Origin of the sequence: Paraglaciecola sp., from assembly GCF_039964565.1 — a bacterium.
Lineage (GTDB): Bacteria > Pseudomonadota > Gammaproteobacteria > Enterobacterales > Alteromonadaceae > Paraglaciecola.
Genome location: NZ_JBDVXF010000005.1, coordinates 251566 through 272557, shown reverse-complemented (window position 1 = coordinate 272557; position 20992 = coordinate 251566). Strand labels below are relative to the sequence as shown.

General features: G+C 41.6%; 18 protein-coding genes and 1 pseudogene. 10 read left to right on the top strand and 9 right to left on the bottom strand.

Features of this window, described 5'->3' with window-relative positions; all coding sequences use genetic code 11:
- The first annotated feature begins 261 nt into the window (after positions 1-261).
- The 5 genes from ABJK37_RS02550 to ABJK37_RS02530 all read left to right on the top strand — a co-directional run bounded on the left by ABJK37_RS02550 (position 262) and on the right by ABJK37_RS02530 (position 5900).
- Positions 262-873, top strand: a complete 612-nt coding sequence (locus ABJK37_RS02550) for an acyloxyacyl hydrolase (RefSeq protein WP_348349780.1) — start codon at positions 262-264, stop codon at positions 871-873.
- A gap of 73 nt (positions 874-946) precedes the next feature.
- Positions 947-1699, top strand: a complete 753-nt coding sequence (locus ABJK37_RS02545) for a gamma-glutamyl-gamma-aminobutyrate hydrolase family protein (protein WP_348349778.1) — start codon at positions 947-949, stop codon at positions 1697-1699.
- Positions 1696-2352, top strand: a complete 657-nt coding sequence (locus tag ABJK37_RS02540) for a VTT domain-containing protein (RefSeq protein ID WP_348349776.1) — start codon at positions 1696-1698, stop codon at positions 2350-2352. Before ABJK37_RS02545 ends, ABJK37_RS02540 begins: the two co-directional genes overlap by 4 nt.
- A 72-nt stretch (positions 2353-2424) precedes the next feature.
- On the top strand, positions 2425-5136 hold the full coding sequence (gene acnA / locus ABJK37_RS02535) for an aconitate hydratase AcnA (protein WP_348349774.1): 2712 nt from the start codon (positions 2425-2427) through the stop codon (positions 5134-5136).
- Positions 5137-5243: 107 nt separating this feature from the next.
- The gene (locus ABJK37_RS02530) at positions 5244-5900 is read left to right on the top strand and encodes a glutathione S-transferase family protein (protein WP_348349772.1); all 657 of its coding nucleotides are present in this window, start codon (positions 5244-5246) and stop codon (positions 5898-5900) included.
- A 56-nt stretch (positions 5901-5956) separates the two neighbouring features.
- Here ABJK37_RS02530 and ABJK37_RS02525 read toward each other — a convergent pair whose 3' ends face one another.
- The 4 genes from ABJK37_RS02525 to ABJK37_RS02510 all read right to left on the bottom strand — a co-directional run bounded on the left by ABJK37_RS02525 (position 5957) and on the right by ABJK37_RS02510 (position 9371).
- Positions 5957-6187, bottom strand: a complete 231-nt coding sequence (locus tag ABJK37_RS02525) for a DUF2789 domain-containing protein (protein ID WP_348349770.1) — start codon at positions 6185-6187, stop codon at positions 5957-5959.
- 73 nt (positions 6188-6260) lie between these two features.
- Positions 6261-6398 carry a DUF2256 domain-containing protein gene (locus ABJK37_RS02520; RefSeq protein ID WP_348349768.1) on the bottom strand — a complete coding sequence of 46 codons (138 nt, stop codon included), beginning with the start codon at positions 6396-6398 and terminating at the stop codon, positions 6261-6263.
- Complete coding sequence (locus tag ABJK37_RS02515) at positions 6385-7923, bottom strand: cryptochrome/photolyase family protein (protein ID WP_348349766.1); 1539 nt, start codon at positions 7921-7923, stop codon at positions 6385-6387. The genes ABJK37_RS02520 and ABJK37_RS02515 overlap by 14 nt, the downstream gene beginning before the upstream one ends.
- Positions 7924-7925: 2 nt before the next feature.
- Positions 7926-9371 carry a deoxyribodipyrimidine photo-lyase gene (locus ABJK37_RS02510; RefSeq protein ID WP_348349764.1) on the bottom strand — a complete coding sequence of 482 codons (1446 nt, stop codon included), beginning with the start codon at positions 9369-9371 and terminating at the stop codon, positions 7926-7928.
- A 196-nt stretch (positions 9372-9567) separates the two neighbouring features.
- On the opposite strand from ABJK37_RS02510, the gene ABJK37_RS02505 reads away from it, so the two are divergent.
- Entirely contained in the window at positions 9568-10794 is a 1227-nt protein-coding gene (locus ABJK37_RS02505; protein ID WP_348349762.1) for an FAD-dependent monooxygenase, read from the top strand.
- The gene (locus ABJK37_RS02500) at positions 10794-11204 is read left to right on the top strand and encodes a DUF1801 domain-containing protein (protein WP_348349760.1); all 411 of its coding nucleotides are present in this window, start codon (positions 10794-10796) and stop codon (positions 11202-11204) included. Before ABJK37_RS02505 ends, ABJK37_RS02500 begins: the two co-directional genes overlap by 1 nt.
- 6 nt (positions 11205-11210) lie before the next feature.
- On the opposite strand, the gene ABJK37_RS02495 is transcribed toward ABJK37_RS02500, so the two are convergent.
- A complete protein-coding gene (locus ABJK37_RS02495; RefSeq protein ID WP_348349758.1) occupies positions 11211-12011 on the bottom strand; it encodes a transporter substrate-binding domain-containing protein in 801 nt (266 codons plus the stop codon).
- Between the two features lie 341 nt (positions 12012-12352).
- Here ABJK37_RS02495 and ABJK37_RS02490 point away from each other — a divergent pair, with 341 nt between their 5' ends.
- Positions 12353-13168 (top strand): alpha/beta hydrolase family protein, encoded by an 816-nt coding sequence (locus tag ABJK37_RS02490; protein WP_348349756.1) that lies wholly within the window; start codon positions 12353-12355, stop codon positions 13166-13168.
- Positions 13169-13194: 26 nt separating this feature from the next.
- Here ABJK37_RS02490 and ABJK37_RS02485 read toward each other — a convergent pair whose 3' ends face one another.
- Positions 13195-13617, bottom strand: coding sequence for a hypothetical protein (locus tag ABJK37_RS02485; protein ID WP_348349754.1), 423 nt, complete (start codon positions 13615-13617; stop codon positions 13195-13197).
- A gap of 296 nt (positions 13618-13913) precedes the next feature.
- Between ABJK37_RS02485 and ABJK37_RS02480 the strand changes: the two genes are divergently transcribed.
- On the top strand, positions 13914-14222 hold the full coding sequence (locus ABJK37_RS02480; protein WP_348349752.1) for a DUF6419 family natural product biosynthesis protein: 309 nt from the start codon (positions 13914-13916) through the stop codon (positions 14220-14222).
- 244 nt (positions 14223-14466) lie between these two features.
- Here ABJK37_RS02480 and ABJK37_RS02475 read toward each other — a convergent pair.
- The 3 genes and pseudogenes from ABJK37_RS02475 to ABJK37_RS02465 form a co-directional block, all read right to left on the bottom strand.
- Positions 14467-15078: pseudogene (locus tag ABJK37_RS02475) on the bottom strand (IS110 family transposase); the annotation flags it as partial.
- A gap of 248 nt (positions 15079-15326) precedes the next feature.
- Complete coding sequence (locus ABJK37_RS02470) at positions 15327-16925, bottom strand: ABC transporter ATP-binding protein (RefSeq protein ID WP_348349750.1); 1599 nt, start codon at positions 16923-16925, stop codon at positions 15327-15329.
- Positions 16922-18514, bottom strand: coding sequence for an ABC transporter ATP-binding protein (locus tag ABJK37_RS02465; RefSeq protein ID WP_348349748.1), 1593 nt, complete (start codon positions 18512-18514; stop codon positions 16922-16924). The genes ABJK37_RS02470 and ABJK37_RS02465 overlap by 4 nt, the downstream gene beginning before the upstream one ends.
- A gap of 317 nt (positions 18515-18831) precedes the next feature.
- Between ABJK37_RS02465 and ABJK37_RS02460 the strand changes: the two genes are divergently transcribed.
- Positions 18832-20943 (top strand): TonB-dependent receptor, encoded by a 2112-nt coding sequence (locus ABJK37_RS02460; RefSeq protein ID WP_348349747.1) that lies wholly within the window; start codon positions 18832-18834, stop codon positions 20941-20943.
- Positions 20944-20992 lie beyond the last annotated feature (49 nt).

Sequence of the window (20992 nt, the reverse complement as noted above, 5' to 3'; positions counted from 1 at the left end):
ACAGAGTGACTTAAGTCTGTAAACATTATGATGAATGGTCACGACACTACTAAGTAAAATATTACTAAGTAGAGAGTAAATTTTACAAATTAATTCTCTCATTCCGGAATTTTACGAATTTAGATTTGGTTAAGTTGTTGCTTTTATTGGGTATTTTGGGGTTTTTGTGGCTGGTCTGTTCTTTGCTACATATGATTTATTAATCATATTCGAGTGAAGTTAGGTTAATAAATCGTTCACTCTTTAAAAACAAGGAAAACCATGAAAAGTAGCAAAAGTACGACTGGCATTATCGATAAATCAATACTTCGCACTATCATCTTAGTAAAACCAGTGCTGTTGTTCACTATTGTATTATTAAGTTTCCAAGTTGCAGCGGCTCAATTACCAAATAAAAACAAACAAGTCGTGGCCGTGGAATATATGACTGGCACTGGTGATATGCATGGTATGCGGATCGCTTATAGACCGGACTTTAACTACGATCTAGAGATCCCACTTATTGGCGCAACTCGTTTGTCTTGGGAAACAAGCCTTAATCTTTTTGATTTGCACGGTAGTGCGCGTAATGAAGCGACTTATGGGGTGTCTGTTTCACCCGTTTTTTCAAAGGCTTTGCCTAATCTATCCAATAATTATCCACTTACCCTTGAGTTCGGCATAGGTGTTGCCTATGTACATGAGGAAAAATTTGGTGGTGTTGATATTGGTAGTTTTTATCAGTTTGAAGATCGCTTGGGATTACTTATTGGTTTAGATGAGAGCCAAAATTCTGAGATAGCCATTCGCTATATTCACTATTCAAATGGTGGACTCAATACCAAAAATCCAGGATTAGACTTTTTAAGTGTGGCTTATCTGTACCGGTTTTAGGACCTCAAAGTTTTAACAAACCGCAGAGCGACAGGTAAATACATGGGCGGCTAAGGCACCCAAAGGAGAAATTTTGTCTACCAATACGAAACCCAAAATTGCGATAACAGGGCCAAATAAATCTGGTACAACCGCTTGGTTTTTTACTGCACTAAATGTACGACTAGCTGGTGGAAAACCGATTCGCGTTACATCCGATTCGTTTGACGGCACACTTGATTACGACGGTGTAATTATCGGTGGCGGCTCAGATATTCACCCTGATAATTACATAAAGGAAGACGCCCCAGAGGTAAAGCGCACTCTGTGGATCAGATTAAAAGAGTGTGTGCTGTATCCCATGGAGTTGTTGAGCCGTTTAGGCTCATCTGGATACGACAAAGACCGAGACGATATGGAGATAAAGTTTATCCATTATGCGCTGGATAATAATTTGCCAATTTTAGGGATTTGTCGAGGGCATCAGTTACTCAATGCTGAGTTGGGCGGTTCAATGTATGAATCAACTTTACCGCTTTTAAAAAACGATATGAGGATCCGTAGCCCATTCCCTCGAAAAACAGTGCTCTATACGACTAACGATTCACTTATTGCAGAGATAGCCGGCGACGATCCGTTGCACGTGAACGCAATACATTCCCAAGCAGTAGCAGAACCCGCGGACGGTTTAACTGTTACGGCTAAAGAAGATGCAGGCATTAACCAAGTTATCGAAAGTAACAACGGCGATAAGGTACTGGGCGTACAGTGGCATCCCGAATATCTTTTTTATATGAAGGCACATCGGAACATTTTTAGTTGGTTGATTTGCGAGGCAAAAAAATGAAGAAGGAAAATATCATCAAGTTAGGCATATTCATTTGTGTGGTACTGGCTATTATTGCCTTGTATTTCTTTACACCTCTTAGTGATTATCTAGAAATAGATAAACTCACCGAGTTAGCTAGTGATATACCCGACACCACATTAACCGCTTTAATTTTTTTAGTTGTTTTCCTGGTCGGTGGCTCAATACTGATCCCCGTTCCGCTAATGGCATTTACAGTTAGCTTGGTGTTTAATCTCTGGATTAGTGTATTAATTTGCATCTTTGGTTTCCTTCTAGCAAGTTTAAGCGGATATGGTATTGGCCGGGTTATAGGCGCGGATTTCTTTGGGGAAGGAGTCAAAAAACACACTGAAACAATAAAGAAAAAGATGGATGACAAAGGCGCTTGGGCTATTTTAGCGCTGCGACTTGCACCCACTCCGCCTTTTACGGCAACAAGTATTTTGGCAGGGTCCCTTAAAATTGATATTTTCAGGTTTATGCTGGGTTCAACAATAGGCATCGCACCCTTGGGTTTAGGCGCGGTATTTTTTGGGAAAGGGGCGCTAGAACTAATGAAAGAACCGTCTGGGTTGGCAGTAACCTCTATCGTTGCCGCCACAATTTTGTTTGTTGTTTATTATGTTATTAAGAAACAACAAACAGATTAAAAAAGACGAAATCAATATACGCAAAGAAACACACCCCTAGAAAAGGCCCATTGGGGTCAAAAGGAGAGCCAAATGACAGCATCAAATAAACATATTTCCATCTTAAATGTGCGCGGAAAAGAATATCAATATTTTGATCTAGGCACGGTGAAAACTGAAATTAGACGACTCCCTCTTACCGCAAAAATTTTGTTAGAAAACTTACTTCGCCATAGCGATGAGATGTATGTTCAGCCAGAAGATATTCAAACCCTAGCGAAATGGGATACTGCATCCTCTTTTGATACCGAGATTGCATTTGTTCCTTCTAGGGTAATTCTGCAAGATTTTACAGGGGTGCCGGCAGTTGTTGATTTAGCTGCTATGCGCAACGCTATGTTGGATTTGGGTGGCGACCCTAATAAAATTAACCCACTTAAACCTGTGGACTTAGTGATTGACCATTCAATAATGGTAGACGAGTTTGGTAAGGCTGATTCCTTTGAACATAATACTGCGGTTGAGGTAAAGCGCAATAAAGAGCGCTATCAGTTTTTGAAATGGGGACAAAGTGCGTTTGATAACTTCAAAGTAGTGCCCCCAGGTAAAGGTATAGTGCACCAAGTCAATTTAGAATATTTGGCGCGAGTTACCTTTGTTGATGAGCAGCAAGACCTCCCTTTGCTTTATCCTGACACCCTAGTTGGCACCGACTCACACACTACGATGATAAATGGCCTAGGTGTTTTAGGATGGGGAGTCGGCGGTATCGAAGCTGAAGCGGCGATGTTAGGCCAGCCTGTCACTATGCTAATACCAGAAGTGATTGGAATGGAATTAAAAGGCCAGTTGCTACCAGGTGCGACGGCCACCGACTTGGTCTTAGCGGTGACAGAACAATTGCGTGCATTTGGCGTTGTTGGCAAGTTCGTAGAGTTTTATGGGGCTGGGGTGCAACACCTAACCGTGGCTGATCGAGCCACACTTGCTAATATGTCTCCTGAATATGGAGCAACCTGTGGACTGTTTCCGATTGATGAACAAACGACTCAATATTTGGCGTTAACAGGCCGTAGTGAACTACAAATTGAAATTATTGAAGCTTATGCAAAAGCCCAAGGTATGTGGGGCAGTGAAGCGCAAGCAGATGCTAAGTATCATGCAACACTTTCCCTTGATTTGGATACTGTTGTTCCTGCTATTGCTGGGCCGAAACGCCCCCAAGATAGAATTAATTTAGATCAAGCCGCCACTTCATTTCAAGATTGGTTAACTCAACAAAATGAACTGGCTGTCTCGTCCCATAGTAAGCAGAAAGAGCGCTTTGATAGTGAAGGTGGCGTAGAAAATATTGGTTCCAAAACCACGGTTTCTTATCGTCATAATCAACAAGACTTAGAACTTCACGAAGGAGCCGTGGTGATTGCTGCTATCACTAGTTGTACTAACACATCGAACCCCTCAGTGTTGGTCGCTGCGGCTCTATTGGCGCAAAAAGCCAACGCATTAGGATTGACGGTGAAACCTTGGGTTAAAACCAGTTTTGCTCCGGGATCACAAGTGGTAACCGAATACCTCAACAAGGCAGGATTATCTAAAGAATTGGATAAACTGGGGTTTAACTTAGTTGGGTATGGTTGCACCACTTGTATCGGTAATTCAGGACCATTGCCAGAGGCCATTTCCGAGGCGATTAGAAAAGCTGATTTAACGGTGACATCAGTCTTATCAGGTAACCGAAACTTTGAAGGAAGAATACATTCTGATGTAAAAGCTAACTATTTGGCATCGCCTCCTCTAGTGGTCGCCTATGCGTTGGCCGGTAATATGAAAATAGATATTACTAGTGATCCTCTTGGTATCAGTAGCGCCGGCCAGCCTATTTATTTGAAAGATCTATGGCCAAGCCAGCACGAGGTTCAAGAGATAGTGACACGTGTTGTCAATAAGTCGATGTTCACAGAGAAATATGGCTCTGTATATGATGGAGGGGATATTTGGGAAAATTTGGAAACAGTTGATTCAGATATTTACGACTGGCCTGAAAGTACTTATGTGAAAAAGCCGACATTTTTTGAAAATATGCCAGAAAAACCCGCGCCAACTAAAGCCATCAAAGAAGCGCGCTGCTTACTCAAATTATCAGACAGCGTGACTACTGACCATATTTCCCCAGCGGGCTCTATTGGCAAAGATACGCCTGCAGCTGATTACTTGCGCGAGAATCATGTTGAGCAACAAGCCTTTAATTCTTATGGCTCAAGGCGCGGAAATCACGACGTTATGATGCGCGGTACGTTTGCCAATGTTAGGCTTAAGAATCAACTCGCCCCTGGTACAGAAGGCGGTTTTACCCGCAAACAACCGGGTGGTGAACAAACCACCGTCTTTGCGGCTGCTCAGCAGTATATTGCTGACAAAATACCCACTATTGTTATAGCTGGCAAAGAATACGGCACTGGGAGTTCCCGTGATTGGGCAGCCAAAGGGCCATTATTATTGGGTATCAAAGCAGTAATCGCTGAAACATATGAGCGAATACATCGCTCTAATCTTATCGGAATGGGCATATTGCCATTGCAATTTAAGCCGGGTGAATCGGCGCATACTTATGAGTTAGATGGCACAGAGCAATATTCAATTGAAGCGATTGAGGCTGGCCAGAAACAAGTAAAAGTTCACGTTAAAAGGGCAGACGGTAGCAGTATTGATTTTGAAACCGAGATCCGTATCGATACGCCTAATGAATTTGAGTATTTTCGACACGGTGGTATTTTGCAATATGTGATCAGGTCCCTGCTTTAGCGAGGACGGGGTAAACTGTTGAAGGCGGTCGCTAAGTGAGTGGGCCGTCTCTGACTAACAGATAGCCCATTAGGCGCTATACAATCACTATTTTTACAAGGAAAAAAATGAGCATTACTTTTTATCATGCACCTATGTCTACATCTAGTATTACAGAGGCGGTATTAGCAGAGCTAAGCTTAGATTACCAAGGTGTTGAAATAAATATCGATGCGGGTGATACACGAACAGAAGCATTCTTAAAGCTCAATCCGAATGGCAGAGTCCCTGTAATAGTGCATGACGGCGTCATTATTTGGGAGTCGGTTGCTATAACTTTGTATCTAGGTGAAACATTTGGTACAGAAAAGGCTTTGTTTCCAGAGTCTGGCCCCGGTCGTGGTGAGGCGATGAAATGGGTTGTATGGTCAAACCTTAATTTGGCCGATGCAGCAGGTAAACTGGCAGCTGAATTACCTCCTAGCGCTCCAGGTGCCGTACAGCAGGGCTCACAAGATTTTGTAGAGATCGAACAACGGCGCCCAGACGCATTGCCAAAGGCGCGGCAGACTTTGCATCACTGTTTCGAAATTTTAAATGACGCGTTAGCCGCACGACAGTTTTTGTTGAATGATTACTCTTTAGTCGATACTCATATGTTTGTGTTAGTTGCTTGGACACTGTTTATGGAATTGGACTTGTCCGCCTTCCCACATGTAGAGGCTTGGTTTGCACGTTGTGCTCAGCGCCCTGTTTTAGCGGCAATGATGAGTGAAGAGCAATAAAGTGAAGTACTGAGTAATGCTAAGCCTTATGGCTACTTTCGCTAGACGTTGAAAAACTAACGAAGCATGGCGTCTAGTTCATCGACGATTTCTGCCCAATCAGCATCTTCATTCATCATTTGTTGTAAAAATGCGCCTTGTGAGGTATTCCAAAAGTCGGCTTGGTGTAACTTTATATCAGCTGCAAGTGGACTATGTTTGCTGACAAATTCATTGATTCCTTGTTGTGAACTATCTAGGCCGAGTTGATCAAATAAGGAATGGATAGAGTGGGTTGGGGGGTACATATCTTTCTCCTAATAAGTGTGTTTCCAATTTTTTTTGGTGTTGTAACTCGATAAGGTTAGTACAAATCTATATTTAGGTGGTTTGTTTGTTTTGGCCACAACGTTTTGAACAATACCTTACTTCATCCCAACAGCGTTGCCATTTTTTACGCCAATTAAAGGGGCGATGGCAAATGGGACAAGTTTTACTGGGTAGGTCAGACTTTTTCATCTTGTTCTAAGGCTTTAAAAAATATCTGACTATCTCGTTGAATAGTTTGACGTTTTTCATCAGACATATTATTGAGGGTGCGGTAGGGCATACCCAGACGCGGGTTGTTGCCTAACTTTTCTTTGTTGCGGTCTAAAAAATCCCAATATAAATAATTGAAAGGACAAGCGTGTGGGCCATTTTTGTCTTTAACCTTGTAGTCGCAACTTTTGCAGTAGTCGGACATCTTGTTGATATAGCTGCCGCTGGCGGCATAAGGTTTGCTGGCCAGTAAACCGCCATCGGCAAATAAGATCATGCCAGTGACATTGGGCATTTCGACCCATTCATAAGCGTCGGCGTAGACAACTAAATACCATTCGTTGACTTCATCAGGATGCAGCCCCGCTAATAAGGCAAAATTGCCTAATATCATCAAGCGCTGGATATGATGGGCATAAGCGTTTTCTGAGGTTTCTTTGATGCACTGATGTAGGCAGTTCATTTTGGTGTGGCTGCCCCAAAAGAATTTAGGCAGAGAACGCGTTGCTTCAAGAAAATTTTCACTCTTATAATCAGGCATTTTCAGCCAGTACAAACCGCGCACATATTCACGCCAACCTAATACCTGACGAATAAATCCCTCTACTGCGTTTAGTGGCGCATCACCATTTCGATAGGCATATTCGGCCTGCTCAATCACTTCTTTGGGAGTTAACAATCCACAGTTTAAGTAAAAACTAATGTGCGAGTGATACATCCAAGGTTGACCTTGCACCATGGCGTCTTGGTAATCGCCAAAGTTAACCAAGCGCTGGGCGATAAATTCATCTAACACCACTAAGGCTTGATCGCGGGTCACAGCAAAGTGAAAATTTTCCAGTTGCCCAAAGTGATCGTCAAATTCTTTTGCTACTAACTCCAGTACCTCTTGGGTAATGGTATCGATTTCGAATTTTGTTGGTTGTGGTGGTGACATTTCTTTGGGTAAAGCTTTACGGTTAGCGCTATCAAAATTCCATTTATCCCCAACAGGTTTGTTACCATCCATCAAAAAATGCCATGCTTTGCGCATTTCTCTGTAGAAGTATTCCATGCGTAATTGTTTACGACCCGACGCCCAATTTGAAAACTCTTCTAAGCTCGCTAAAAAGCGATCGTCTTGGCGAACTTCAACGGCAATATTTAATTTTTGCTGCCAACTTTGTATCTCTGCTAAAACTCGATATTCACCTGGGTGAGTGACGACTATTTTGGTGATCTTTTGTCGCTGGCATAGCCTAGCGACTTCGCCGTAAAAGCTGCCTTGGTTGTCTTGGTCGTGATATTTTGTGTAGTGCAGATTCAATCCGCGAGCACGTAACTCCTCGGCAAAATGGCGCATCGCTGAGAATATAAAAGCAATTTTTTTCTTGTGGTGTTTGACGTATGAAGCTTCTTCTCGTACTTCGGCCATCAATAACCAATCACGTTTAGGGTCGCAGTTTTCTAAGCTTGTCAAAGAATGACTTAGTTGGTCACCTAAAATCAGACGTAAGGTGCCCATGTTTATGCAGGTTCTTCATGGGGTTGTTGCTTTGAATAAGCCAAGGCGTCAAGCGCTCTTTGCCGCGAGACTTTTAAGTCAACAATAGGTTTAGGGTAATTAGACCCTAGTTCTACACCCGCATACTCTTTAATATTTTGTGGTGCATCCCAAGGATTATGGATGTATTTATCTGGCATTTTACTGAGCTCGGGACAATACCGTTTAACGTAATCTCCATGGGGATCAAAACGCTGCCCCTGAGTAACGGGGTTAAAGATCCGAAAATATGGAGCTGCATCAGCGCCAGTGCCCGCTATCCATTGCCAGCTCGCACTATTTGCTGCTAAATCCGCATCTAACAAACAATCCCAAAACCAACGTTCACCTTGACGCCAATCGATTAAAAGATTTTTGACTAAAAACGAGCCCACCACCATACGTACTCGATTATGCATTGTGCCGGTTTGCCATAATTCACGCATTCCAGCGTCTACTATGGGAATGCCTGTTTGGCCTTGTTGCCAAGCTTTCAGTGAGTCAGGATCGTTACGCCACGGGAAGTGTTGGAATTTAGGGCTGAAGTTTTCCTGAGGAATATGCGGAAAATGAAACAATAAGTAGTAAGAAAACTCTCGCCAACCTAATTCACTAAGATAACAATCTAAACCTGCATCTTCAGTGTTACCGTCTAAGGCATGGATAGCACTGTACCAAATTTGATTTGGAGATATCTCGCCAAAATGTAGATGTGGCGATAACTTGGATGTAGCACCTAGGTCAGGAAAGTCGCGTTTTTGTTTGTATGCTTTAGCGCCATCGGGCAGAAATTCGCTAAGGTGTTTTGCGGCGCCTTGTTCACCAGGTGTCCACATTTTTTCGATTGTAGTATGCCAATCAATAGTTGGCAGCAGCTCAAGTGTATCAAGGCCTTGATCAAATTGTGGATAATATTCTAACTGCATATTCTTAGGTGTTGCAATCGGCATTCGAGGGGCGGTTTTTGACAAACAACCGCGACGATAATAAGGCGTAAATACTTTGTAGGGTGTTTGGTCCTTTTTTAAGACTTGCCATGGCTCCCACAATAAATTGCTATTAAAACTTTTGACCTCTACACCCGCCGCTAACAACGTTTGTTTCAGCTGCGCATCGCGTTTGATTTGCCATGGTTCGTAACAGCGATTCCACACTACCCTTTTAATGTTGTGTTTTTCAATCCACTCAATTATTACCTTGCTAGCGTCACCCTTTGAAAAATGAAGTTGGTTTCCTAAGGAATTATTTAAGGCACTAAGAGAGTGATGCAACCACCACTTGCTGGCACTGCCGGGAATAAAATGTTGCTCGCATTCATTATCAAAAATGTAGAGTGGAATAATCGCACCCTTTTCGCAGGCATAGCTCAGGGCTGGATTGTCTCTTAATCGCAAATCTTGGCGAAACCACATAAGAGTAGAGGCGACCATAAAAAACCTGTAAATATCATAAGTTGAGTTAAGTATTACTGATAAAGTGATTTTCTAGATCTAAAAATTTCATTTTTTTGTGGCTAATCACAATAAAGTGCATACGCCAGTTTGAATGTATTCAACACACTAGCCAAAATGCTTACAAGCGTATTACTATTTGCTGCAAAGAAGTCTAAATCACTGGATACTATTGTTGAGTAAAAAAATTGTAATTGCGGGAGCGGGTATTGGTGGTTTGTGTGCTGCCTTGGCATTGGCTAAACGTGGTTTCGAAGTGGCGGTTTATGAGCAAAGCTCACAGGTTGCTGAAGTAGGAGCAGGGTTACAGCTTAGTCCTAACGCCATGCATGTTCTGAACGCGTTTGGAATTGTAGAGCAAGTCAAGGCTAAAGGATTTCGCCCCAAATCAGCGGTAATGCGTCATTTTCAAAGTGGAAAAACCTATTTTACTGTTCCTCTAGGTGATATCGCGACACGTAAATTTGCCGCTGATTATCTGCACATTCACCGCGCTGATCTTCATACTATTTTATATACAGAATGTAAGAATTTGCATATCAGCATTTATTTAGGGCAGCAGCTGCAAAGTTATCAGCACGCCGCTGATAAACTCAGTATACAATTTGACAACGACCAGAGCGTGGAAGCGGATTTACTCATTGGTGCGGATGGCATCAAATCAAAAGTTCAGGCTTGTATGTTGGGTCAGACTCCAGCTCAGTTTACTGGACAAGTCGCGTGGCGAGGTGTGGTCGATGCGAATAGATTGCCTCAAGGGTTAGTTAAACCCAATGCCAACTTATGGGTCGGGCCGGGCAAACATTTTGTGAGTTACTACCTTAGAGGTGGGGAATTGGTCAACTTTGTTGCCGTACAGGAGCGTTCTGATTGGCAAAAAGAATCATGGCATGAGGCTGGCGACATTGAGGAATTGCGGCAGACCTTTGCTGGCTGGCATCCTGAAGTATCGGAGTTATTGGCTGCAACTGAGCAGTGTTTTCTTTGGGCGTTATTTGACAGGCAACCTTTGAGTCACTGGGCCGATAAAAATGTGGCTCTATTGGGTGATGCGTGCCATCCGATGTTGCCGTTTTTGGCACAAGGCGCTGCCATGGCGATTGAAGATAGTTATGCTCTTGCACACTGTTTGGCTGAGCAAACACTCACGGATCAAAGCTCTGTCAATCAAAATCACTTACAAAACGCTTTGTATAAATATCAGCAAATACGTTTAGCCCGAGCAAGTGGTATTCAGCGTGGTGCACGCAAGAATGCGGGCTTGTATCATATGAGTACAACAATCGACAAAACCAAGCTGGCAGTGCTGTCGGGACTAGCCAATTTAGGTCTAAGCGATGCAATCGCTGCTAATAACCTCGATGCTATATATGGTTACAATATTATAGAAGATCTATCCTAATGGAATTTAATAACTCGGAAGTAGAGCAAGTATTTACCCAGTATAGGGCGTCAACTCAACAAATTTTGCTGAAGATTCGTCAATGGATCTTTGAGGTGGCGGCAAACACAGAAAAAATAGGTCAAGTTGAAGAATGCCTAAAGTGGGGTGAGCCTAGTTACGTAACGCATACACCTAAATCAGGTACAACGTTAAGACTCTCACAACTTAAATCTAACCCCTACGAATATGGTTTGTTTGTGCATTGCCAAACATCTTTAATCGAAGAGTTTAGACTGGTGTACCCTGAGTTGAAATACGACAAAAATCGCGGCGTGATATTTGACAGTCGCGAGCAGGTACAAACTGACGTAGTGAAACAGTTTATCTATCTGGCTTTGAGTTACAGCAGTAGAAAAAAATCTCTTTAGTTGTTGTTATAGAAAGTTTTTATCGATTCTTTTTGAAGGAGAGTATTTTTCTAAAATAGTGTTGATTAAACCTTTTGCTTTTAACTTAGTTAGTGTCCTATCAAACTCTTCCACAAATTCTGGTTTAATTGACTTTTTCGAGAAAATGAAATGCGAAGCCTGATCATAAATAATCAGTCCACTGGGCACAATAACTGAGCTTAAACCCAGTCGTTTTAATTCGTTTTGTCCAGAGCGAGCGTCGGCAATGACTCCATCAATTCGGCCTAAACTTAACATTCCCCACAAGGCTTTTCTGCTAGTGTTAGGGTAAATCAATCGAGAAAAATCAGAGGTTAACTTTAAGGTTTCGAAAGCATCACCATAATAAACATCGATTTGTACCCCTATTTTAAGTTGATTCTTTTGGATGTCACTTAGGGTACGTAAAACAACATTATTGGAAATATCTGTTCGGATAAAAAGCACGTTTTCAAAATGAAAGCTTATCTTTGAATACCGAGCATATTGTTGTCGTTCTTGATTGGAGTAGGCACCGCCAATAATGTCTATTCGGCCTTGTGATAATTCGACTAGGGCTCTTGCCCAAGGCATTTTTAAAAAGCGTAATTGGCACTTAGATTCTGCAAACACTGCCAATGCCAATTCGATATTTAAACCTCTAGGTTGGATGTCATCGGGGTTTAACATAAATGCATAGGGATAGTCGTCATCCCATGCCATAGTTTTAATACACTCGCTTCTTACTTGTGCAGTAAACAATAGGCTTAGAAAGCTAAAACTTAGGATGATACGCAGGCTAGTCATAAGACTTTGCCCATTGACTACAAACTATCGGTAATATTTTATGGCAATAAACATTAATGTCTATAAAGAACACAATAACGTTTCCTAGTCATTACAAAACAAAAAACAGTTGCGAAACTTTACTAATTTATTGTTTTAATTGCAAAAATTGTATTTTAAGTTGCATTCAACACTACTAAATAAAGTTCTTAGGGGCAACTCTCAACTATCTAGATGTTACTTTTGTATGACTGTCGTGAGAATTGACTAAATGTTACTTATTACAAAGAATGTCTTATTATCTTTTTGTGGGAATCATTCACTCAGTTTTTAATCATTCAATATTGCAATAAGGAGGCATTATGTTGCGGTTATCGTTATTACTATCCTTTATTTTTCTAGTACCACAGGTTTTATCGGCTAATGTGGCGACATTTGAGGTTTACAGTCAATCGATGAGCAAGAGTGTCCCTAATTCCATCATTTTGCCTAAGGGATATAGTGCAGAAGGAAGGCCTTTACCAGTGATGTACGCGTTGCATGGTGCGACAGACGATCACACATTTTGGCCAACAATCGTTCCAAAAATAAAAGCGCTAGCAGATCAATATGGCATCATTGTTGTGTGTCCTGACGGTGCAAAAACCAGTTGGTATATCGACAGCCCCATAGATCCCAAATTTCAATATGAAACTTACATTACGCAAGAGCTGGTTAATTACGTAGATAAGCATTTTAATACTCAATCTGATAAGGCTTCGCGGGCAATTATGGGCTTGAGTATGGGAGGTTTTGGTGCATTCTACTTAGGCATTCGCAACAGCAATGTTTATAGCGCAGCGACAAGTACCAGCGGTGGTTTTGATTTAAGACCTTTTCCAAATAACTGGGATATAGCCAAACGCATCGGTAGCCAGGCACAATACCCAGCGAATTGGGAGAATTACTCTGTGGTGAACATGGCCGCTTTACTTAAGAACAAGTCCTTAGCGTTATTTTTTGATATAGGAGTGGATGACTTTTTCTATAACGCTAACCAAGAATTTCATCAGACCTTAGAGTCTATGCACATCCCCCATAGTTATCTTGAAATGCCTGGTGGCCACACTTTAGCGTACTGGCAGAAATCCATTAATTACCATTTTGTTTTTCTTGACGAACACTTTAAGTCAAATTAATTGAGTTTTTGAATATTGCTTGTAAGTTAGTCCTTACTTTCTGATTTGTTGTTGTTTTGCATGATTTTCCCAAAGTATTGCTGAAGTTTTTCTTTGCCTGATTGGGTAAGCTTGCCGTCAACCTGCTGTTCTTTGACCACAGTTTCAATCTTAGTGATCCAATAATCAACATTGGTGTCTGCTGCTACCTTATTGCCCTCTGGCTCAGCGGTAGGTGAATCAACCGCAAATAAATTTATCCAATGATCACTTTTTTTTCCGAGGCGCATTAACCTATTAAAATAACTTTGCTGTTGATGGCTCCCCATCACGACATCAGCTATTACCAATACTATTGATACTGGGCTCATCAAGATATCCCGCAGCGCATCTAAACCTAGTTTAAATTGAAAAATAATGCCTTGGCGAATAAGTGGCCAACGAGCATGATTATTGGGAACTTCTTGCATTTGTATGATCCGAATACTGTGATTAAAGGAAGGATAAGCGTTATATCTTGCCTATACAACAGGACTAGATTAGTCATCTAGTGAGTGGACCAATCTGACTAGCTTGATGGAGCGATCTGCAGACATATTGGACATTGTTTGATAGTCTGGTTTAAGGTCAGTTTTCGACTCAAAGCGGACTATAATATTCGTCTACTTGAATCGCGAAAACGAGCGACTCCTTTTAATCTGAAGCTGACCCTTCTTATTCTTAATTTGAATCTGACCACTATTATTCATGTGCTAGGAATAAAATTATGACAAAGCTATTTTTGACGATCTCAGTCCTGATATCGGTAGGTTGTATGGTTTTAGCAGCCGCACCGTTTACTCCGGCAATTGGAGTATCGTTTTTTATGCTTCTGCTTACGGCATTTGTAGGCTATAAAGGCTACTTACAAACAAGCTTAATTTTACTTTGCGTCAACACGTTTGCCGTAATCGTCAGCCCGGGTATAGATACTTTAAATTCCAGTGCTCTAGTGTTCATTTTCTTTATATTTGTGTTTGCCTTTGCAGGTGTCTCATTAGGGCTTAGAAAGGTTGTTTCTAGAAAAGGCACATAACAAATAAATCAAGTTCGCCCGCTCCGCACTCTGGGACGCAAACAATCTGACTGACTCGCTTCGCTCGGATTTTGGCCCACATGCCAGCGCCCCTTATTTAGAAGTTAGCAGAAAATATGAATACCCATGGTGCACCTCCGTAAATAAAAGGTTAGTAAAGGTGGTGCACTTCTACTTTGAAGCTGGGTCTTTTTATTTAGTCAAATTGTTATGGGTGGCTTGGTAAAATTAGCTAATTTGTCACTAATGTTTTAATCTGGCTATCCACCTGCTTTATGCGGATTTGTAAATCCTTCAGCTCTTCCAATAAACCACTAAACTGATGACGTGTCATTATGCTCAACTCATTCTCTGCGTCTTCAATGATGTACGGTAAGCCTTTGGTTAATTGAGCCAAACCTTTGGTCAGCACAATGCCATACTCTGCTAATAAGCCTCGCGTTTGATTGCTTAAGGCGGTACGTTGACCTATCAATCGTTCTCGTACTCGGTGTACTAATTGAACATCTTGCTGCGATTGTGATTTGAAGGGCACAAACCGCATATTCTCCCGCTGCGCTGCCTCTGTAATCGCTTCTGCATCGTTGTAGTCATTCTTATTACCTTTACGATAAGGCACGATATACTGAGGAGGAATAGCCTTAACCTCATGGCCTAAACGACTAATAACCCAGCACCAGTAATGACTAATACCACACGCCTCCATAACCACAATGCTGGGCGGTAAATTGGCAAAAAAATCCAATACTCGTGCACGCTTAAGTTTCTTCCTATTTAGTACTCGACCTTGGTTGTTTTTATTCACTAAATGAAAAACAGACTTAGCAGTATCCAATCCTATTGTTACTTTATTCATGTGACCCTCTCTTTTTTGATAGTTGATTTAAACAACCTCTATCTTGGCTCATTTGAAGCCGTTATGGGAGGAGAGGGTCCATACCATTAATCCCATTAAAGAAGTATTCCCAAAGGGCTGGAATATCGGGGGCGTTGTTATGTGATCGGTAAATCTAGCCTCTGCTTTAACTACTCCTCCCCTATCTGTCAGACTCGGATTTTTAAATACCTTAGCAGAGTATACTTGGTGATATACCGAGCTTGAAGTTATGGATGTGGCGCTGCAGAACATTCAATCGTGTACTCGGGTAATAAATTGATAACATTAGTGGGCTGCCAAACTTCTTGATTTCGGTGCGAGGTCAACACAAGTGTGCAGTTTTGTTCGAAAAAAGCCTTAGCCACTTGCTTTTCGGTTTCGTCATCTAATGCAGACGTTGCCTCATCTAATACTAAGATTGGGGCGTTTTTTATTAAAGCTCGTGCTAAGGCAAGTCGTTGACGTTCACCTCCAGATAATCCCGCTCCTTGTAAGCCAACCTCTTGATTGATACCTAGTTCTGATCTATCAATCACCTCTCCAAGTAAGACTTGACGGGCGACCTTATCAATCGCTACATCGTCGGCATCAGGATTTCCAATACGAATATTACTTGCAATTGTGCCTGTAAAAATCAAAGGATCTTGTGTGACGTAGGCGAAGAATGTGCTGAGTTGGTCATGAGATATAGATGTAAGCGGTGCATTACCTAAAGTAATTTGACCTTGTTCAGGATCGTCAAAGCGCATTAATAGATTGAGTAGGCTAGTTTTACCTGAGCCACTGGGACCAGAAATTAACACGCGTTCCCCTTTTGTGATGAGTGCACTGATATTCTGCACAGAAGAGGAGATGGATACATTGTTCAGCCCTATAGTATGGTTTGCCGGTGTCATTATTTGTGCTGTTGTTGGTTGATTTAAAGAAGGGGCGTTATTGGTTTGCTGATAACGTTTAACTGCCGCCAACTGATCGTTGATAGATATGGCTGCTGCAGCCAGAGCTTCGAGCGGTGCGGTTGCTTGTATGCTTAGAAGCAAGACCGCAAGCAATATTGCAGTACTATCAATGTTACTTAACGCTAGGTATTGAGCAATACCCGCTACAGGCAAAAAACGGGCTACAGCAGAAAGTAAAGTGGCGATTGATGCACTAGTGTTAGTTTTACTCAGAGAGTTTTCTTGTGTGAACCAGTTTTTTTCTAATCTGTTAGTCGAATTTTGTGATCCAGAAGCCGTTCGCAATAATTCAACATGTTCTATTAATTCATTGGTTGCTTGATTAACGGAGAGTTCAATGTCGTTGCGATTGGCATCCGCATGGGCAAGGGTACGCTGAGCAAAACTTTGGATAACAAATGATAAGAACAACAAGCTAGCCAAAACAAACATTAAGTTTGTTCCCATGATATAGCCCATACCCAAGGTTATACATAGTGGGATAAGTGGCGCATGAATAAATATCTGAAATTGATGTGCAGGAATACTCATAAAGCCAGGAATGCTCCGAGATACGGTTTCCTTAAGTAGGGCTTTGTTAGTGGCAGTAAACCAAGATATCTTGGCATGTTTCATGGTTTCCCCAATTGAGATATACAGTGTATTAGCTAGTTTGGCTCCCGCCCAAAAACCTGAGCGCGAGGCAAATAGAGTTAAGAGTATTGTGACAATTGATATAACAATGAGGTTAAACGGAGAGTGCTGATGAATAATGCCTAAAGCTAACAGTACATAACATGCAGCTTCTAGTATGGCAGCTAATGCCCATGTGCAAGCAACTGGAATGAGGTGTTGGATAGCAGTGTTCTTTTGTGGGCGATTTATCATCGTTTATTTTCTTCCGAGTGTGATGTGTTAAGTGAAAGAACCTGATCAGCCAATTCGGCAAGCGCCAAATCATGGGTCACAATTATTATCGTTTTATGGTTAACTTTTGCTTCGTGACGTAATGCATCGAATATCTTTAAGGCTGTCGTGTCGTCTAGTGCTGATGTGGGCTCGTCAAGTAATATAACGGGGGCTACAGAGAGAAATACTCGGGCAAGGTTAATACGTTGTATTTCACCGCCAGATAGATTACTTGCAATAGTGTTCAATGGTTTATCTAGTTCAGCTACACTCAATGCCTCTTTGTAGCTTTGGTCTGTCTCGTTGGGGGCGGTAAGCGCGAGATTGTCAGCAATAGAGGCTGTTAGAATGCCTACATTTTGTGGGTTTAGCATAATGGATTTATGCCGTGTGGCTTCGTCCATTTCATTTAGTGCCACATCACCTAGAAAAATAGCACCTGAAACTAAGAGTTCATTACCTGCTATTAAACCAAGTAATGTGGATTTTCCAATACCGCTTGGCCCTGTAATCGCGGTTACTTGACCTGCTTGAAATTTGTAGTTAATTGGTTTTGGCCGACTTGTGTTAGATAATGAGGGTATAACATTAGTCAGTGTTAAAGTGGCATTGCTTATGCTGTTAACTTGAGTCGTTCCGGTCGGGAGTTTCGTTTGTCCCAGAAAGTCGTTTAGTCTGTTGGCTGCAGAACGACCTGCCGTTACATAGTCAAGTCCGTGACCTAATTTTAACGCGGGGGTGACAATAGCCAAACTAAAAAATAAGGCTGCGGCAAGTTTTTCCGTAGGCCATTCATAACCAATGGCATAAACGATGGCAAAGGTACTGACGGCCTGAAGCAATGCTGTTGCTAAGGCCACCGAACTTGATACCTTTCTTACACGTTCAACAATCTCTTGCATAAAGTCTTGTGTGGCCTTTGTGTATCTTTCCATTGCCCCATCTTGGGTCGTAAAGATACGAAATATAGCTGCGCCACGTGAGTAGTCATCCACTGTTGCGATAATATTACCCATCACATTAACCCGTGCTTCGCCTTGCTTTGCCGCAAGCCGAGGAATAACTAGCAAATAGAAAAGTGCGGCAACTACTCCAGGAATAAGCGCAAGTAAAGCCATAGCATCTGCGTTAGATACAAGTAAAATTATGGTGATAACAGGGACAAGTATAAAAGTCGCCAGTTCAGACGGTAAATGCGCGACCATATGGTGCAGTGAAGAAATATCGCCGACCATCAATTGCTGCAATTTTTCACCTTTATATTTTGCCAAGGTACTTGAAGGTAACCTCACAAAATGGTTTGCGATCATGCGCCTTAAACGGCCAGAGAATTTAGCTTCAGCGTTATGGCTTATCCAAGAGGCGCTACCAGATATTAACGCTGAGGCAGCCCAGAGTAATGATGCTGCAACGAGTAAAGAATAGTTATGCGTAGCAATCAGCTGAACAATACACCACAAAGCCCCAAGTGCAGCAACACTCGATACTGTCGCTAAAATTACCGCAACAATTAATGCGGGAATGGAAGGGCGCAATGCAAACGCTAGCTTTGAACCTGATTTGGACATTAATAGCACTTTAATTCCCCCTCAATAAAGCTGATGGCAACTGCGTAGTTCATCGAATCAATTATAGAATCGATAAGCGGAGCAAAGACGCCTTGATACAGGTGCGTTGATGCTGCTTGAAAAGCCAGTTTTATGGAGAAATATAAATCCACGGTTTAAGTTCCTTATTTCATTATCACTGAAGTTAACTCTCATTACATTATTATCAGGGCGATATTTTTATTTATCAACATGGTGTTGATAAATAATATCATGCTTGTTAATCTAATTGGTAAGTATTCTCATTATCATTAATAATCATTGAGGAGTCAGTATAAATGACCCATTTTCGTAAGTTTCATCCTAAGTTAGTTGTAGGCTCTATTGCGCTGGGACTAAGCGCTATTTCAGGTTTAGCTATCGCTGATAGTGGAACCGTTAACGATAAACAATACAAAGAAAAAGAAGCTGGCGAGAGTATCGAGTCGATAGTTGTCTATGGCCAAAAAATTGAACGAACAATGAAAGATACTGCTAGTTCATTATCGGTGATTGGTGAAGAGCAATTGCGGAAAAATTCTGACCAGTCAACTATCTCGGAAATAATTAATGGTATTCCGAACATAATTTATGCAGGAAGTACTGACGCTCCTATTATTCGTGGAACTGATACGAAAGGCCCGGTGACAGCAGGTAATGCGTACTTAGCAAAACCTGTTCCTGGTGCAACAATTAGTGTTGATGGTAAATACCTGAGTCCAGCTGAACTGAATTTGGGGGCGGCAGGAATTTGGGATGTATCGTCTATAGAGGTATACCGAGGTCCACAAACTACCAGTCAGGGTGCAAATAGTATTGCTGGTGCGATTGTGATCAATACTCATAATCCTACAAGCACACCTGAACTTGCGGTTCAAGCCCTTTACGGAAGCCGTAATAAGAAGCGTCTGTCGTTTATGGCATCAGGTGCGCTGAGTGATGATTTTTCTGCAAGGGTTAGCGCGGACTACAGCAGTAGAGATACATATGTTGATTATGTTAATTCTGAATTTACTGCCCATGATTTCGATTTTGGCTTTATGAATAAGAACTTACGGGCAAAATTGTTATGGGAGCCTGAACAATATAGTAATTTTTCAGCTATGTTTACCTATTCAATGACTGAAGCGGAACGCCCCAGTAACGAAGTGGTCTCAGAGCCTTATGATGACTTAGAAAATCATTCGGTGTATCAAGACAATCAAACAGTAAACAATGATGTAGGTATTTTGGATCTTGAATATCTGTTTGACAATGGAGTGAAGTTGCACAATAAGTTGCAATATTCTGAAGGTGATTATGATTTCTTCTTTGCTGCCCCCTATCAGGGGATTGCAGAACGAAATAATAATAATTTATCTAATGAGCTAAGGCTTAACGTTGGTGATCAATATTCTATTTTTAGTGGCGTTGTAGGGATATTTTACTCGCAGGATAAGTCAAACAATAAATTAAATAACACACTTGGCAATGCTGATGCTGATATTCAACACGATAGTTTTGCGCCTTTTGGTGAGATAATTTGGCGTTTTTCCTCACAGTGGCAACTTACCGGAGCTTTACGTTATCAGGTTGATAATATTAGTCACGAGGGCATGAATAGTTACGTGCCTGATGTGTTCCAACAGTACGACGAAGAGTTTACTGCTTTGTTGCCTAAGGCCACATTATCCCATGACGTTAGTGAAAATGTCGTTGTGGGGGCCATGATAGGTAAAGGATATATACCTGGCGGTACGGGTGTTAATTTTAGAGGTGGTGAATATTATACATTCGATGCTGAATATGCTTGGAATTATGAAGTTTTTGCGCGTATTAATTTGCTTGAAAAACGTTTAATTATTAACAGCAACATTTTTTACACTAGTTTGAGTGATTCGCAACGATCGGTTACTGACTATTTAGATGGACGTGCATTTGGTTCGGTGATTATTAACGCTGATGAGGCAAAAAGCTATGGTCTTGAATTAGATTTTAATTTTAAAGTGACAGACAATTTTGGCTTAAATGGCGGGCTTGGTTTACTTGAGACTGAAGTAAGCGAATTTAATGATTACCGAGGCGAACAGTTTGTTGGTACGGAATTTAGCAAAGCGCCAGGCTATATGTTCAATATAGGCTTCGACTACGCCATAACTGACAAGTTTAAAATGAATGCTGGTGCACGTCATACCGATGGATATTTTTCATCAGATACGAATGAGGTAAATTTACGAGTGGACTCTTACACCACTGTTAATCTTAATTCGTCTTATCAAATCAACCAACATATCGAAGCGTTTGCTTATGTACGTAATCTTTTGGATGACAGAGCGCCGTTGGCAAAAATGTCAGACAGAGGTACCGGTGGGGTGAATGCTTACCTACTTGAGCCTAGAGAGATTGGTTTAGGAGTGAGAGCCAAATTTTAGTTGCTAAAACTCCCTGCTGCATATGCAGCAGGGATAAAGAGCGGTTAGA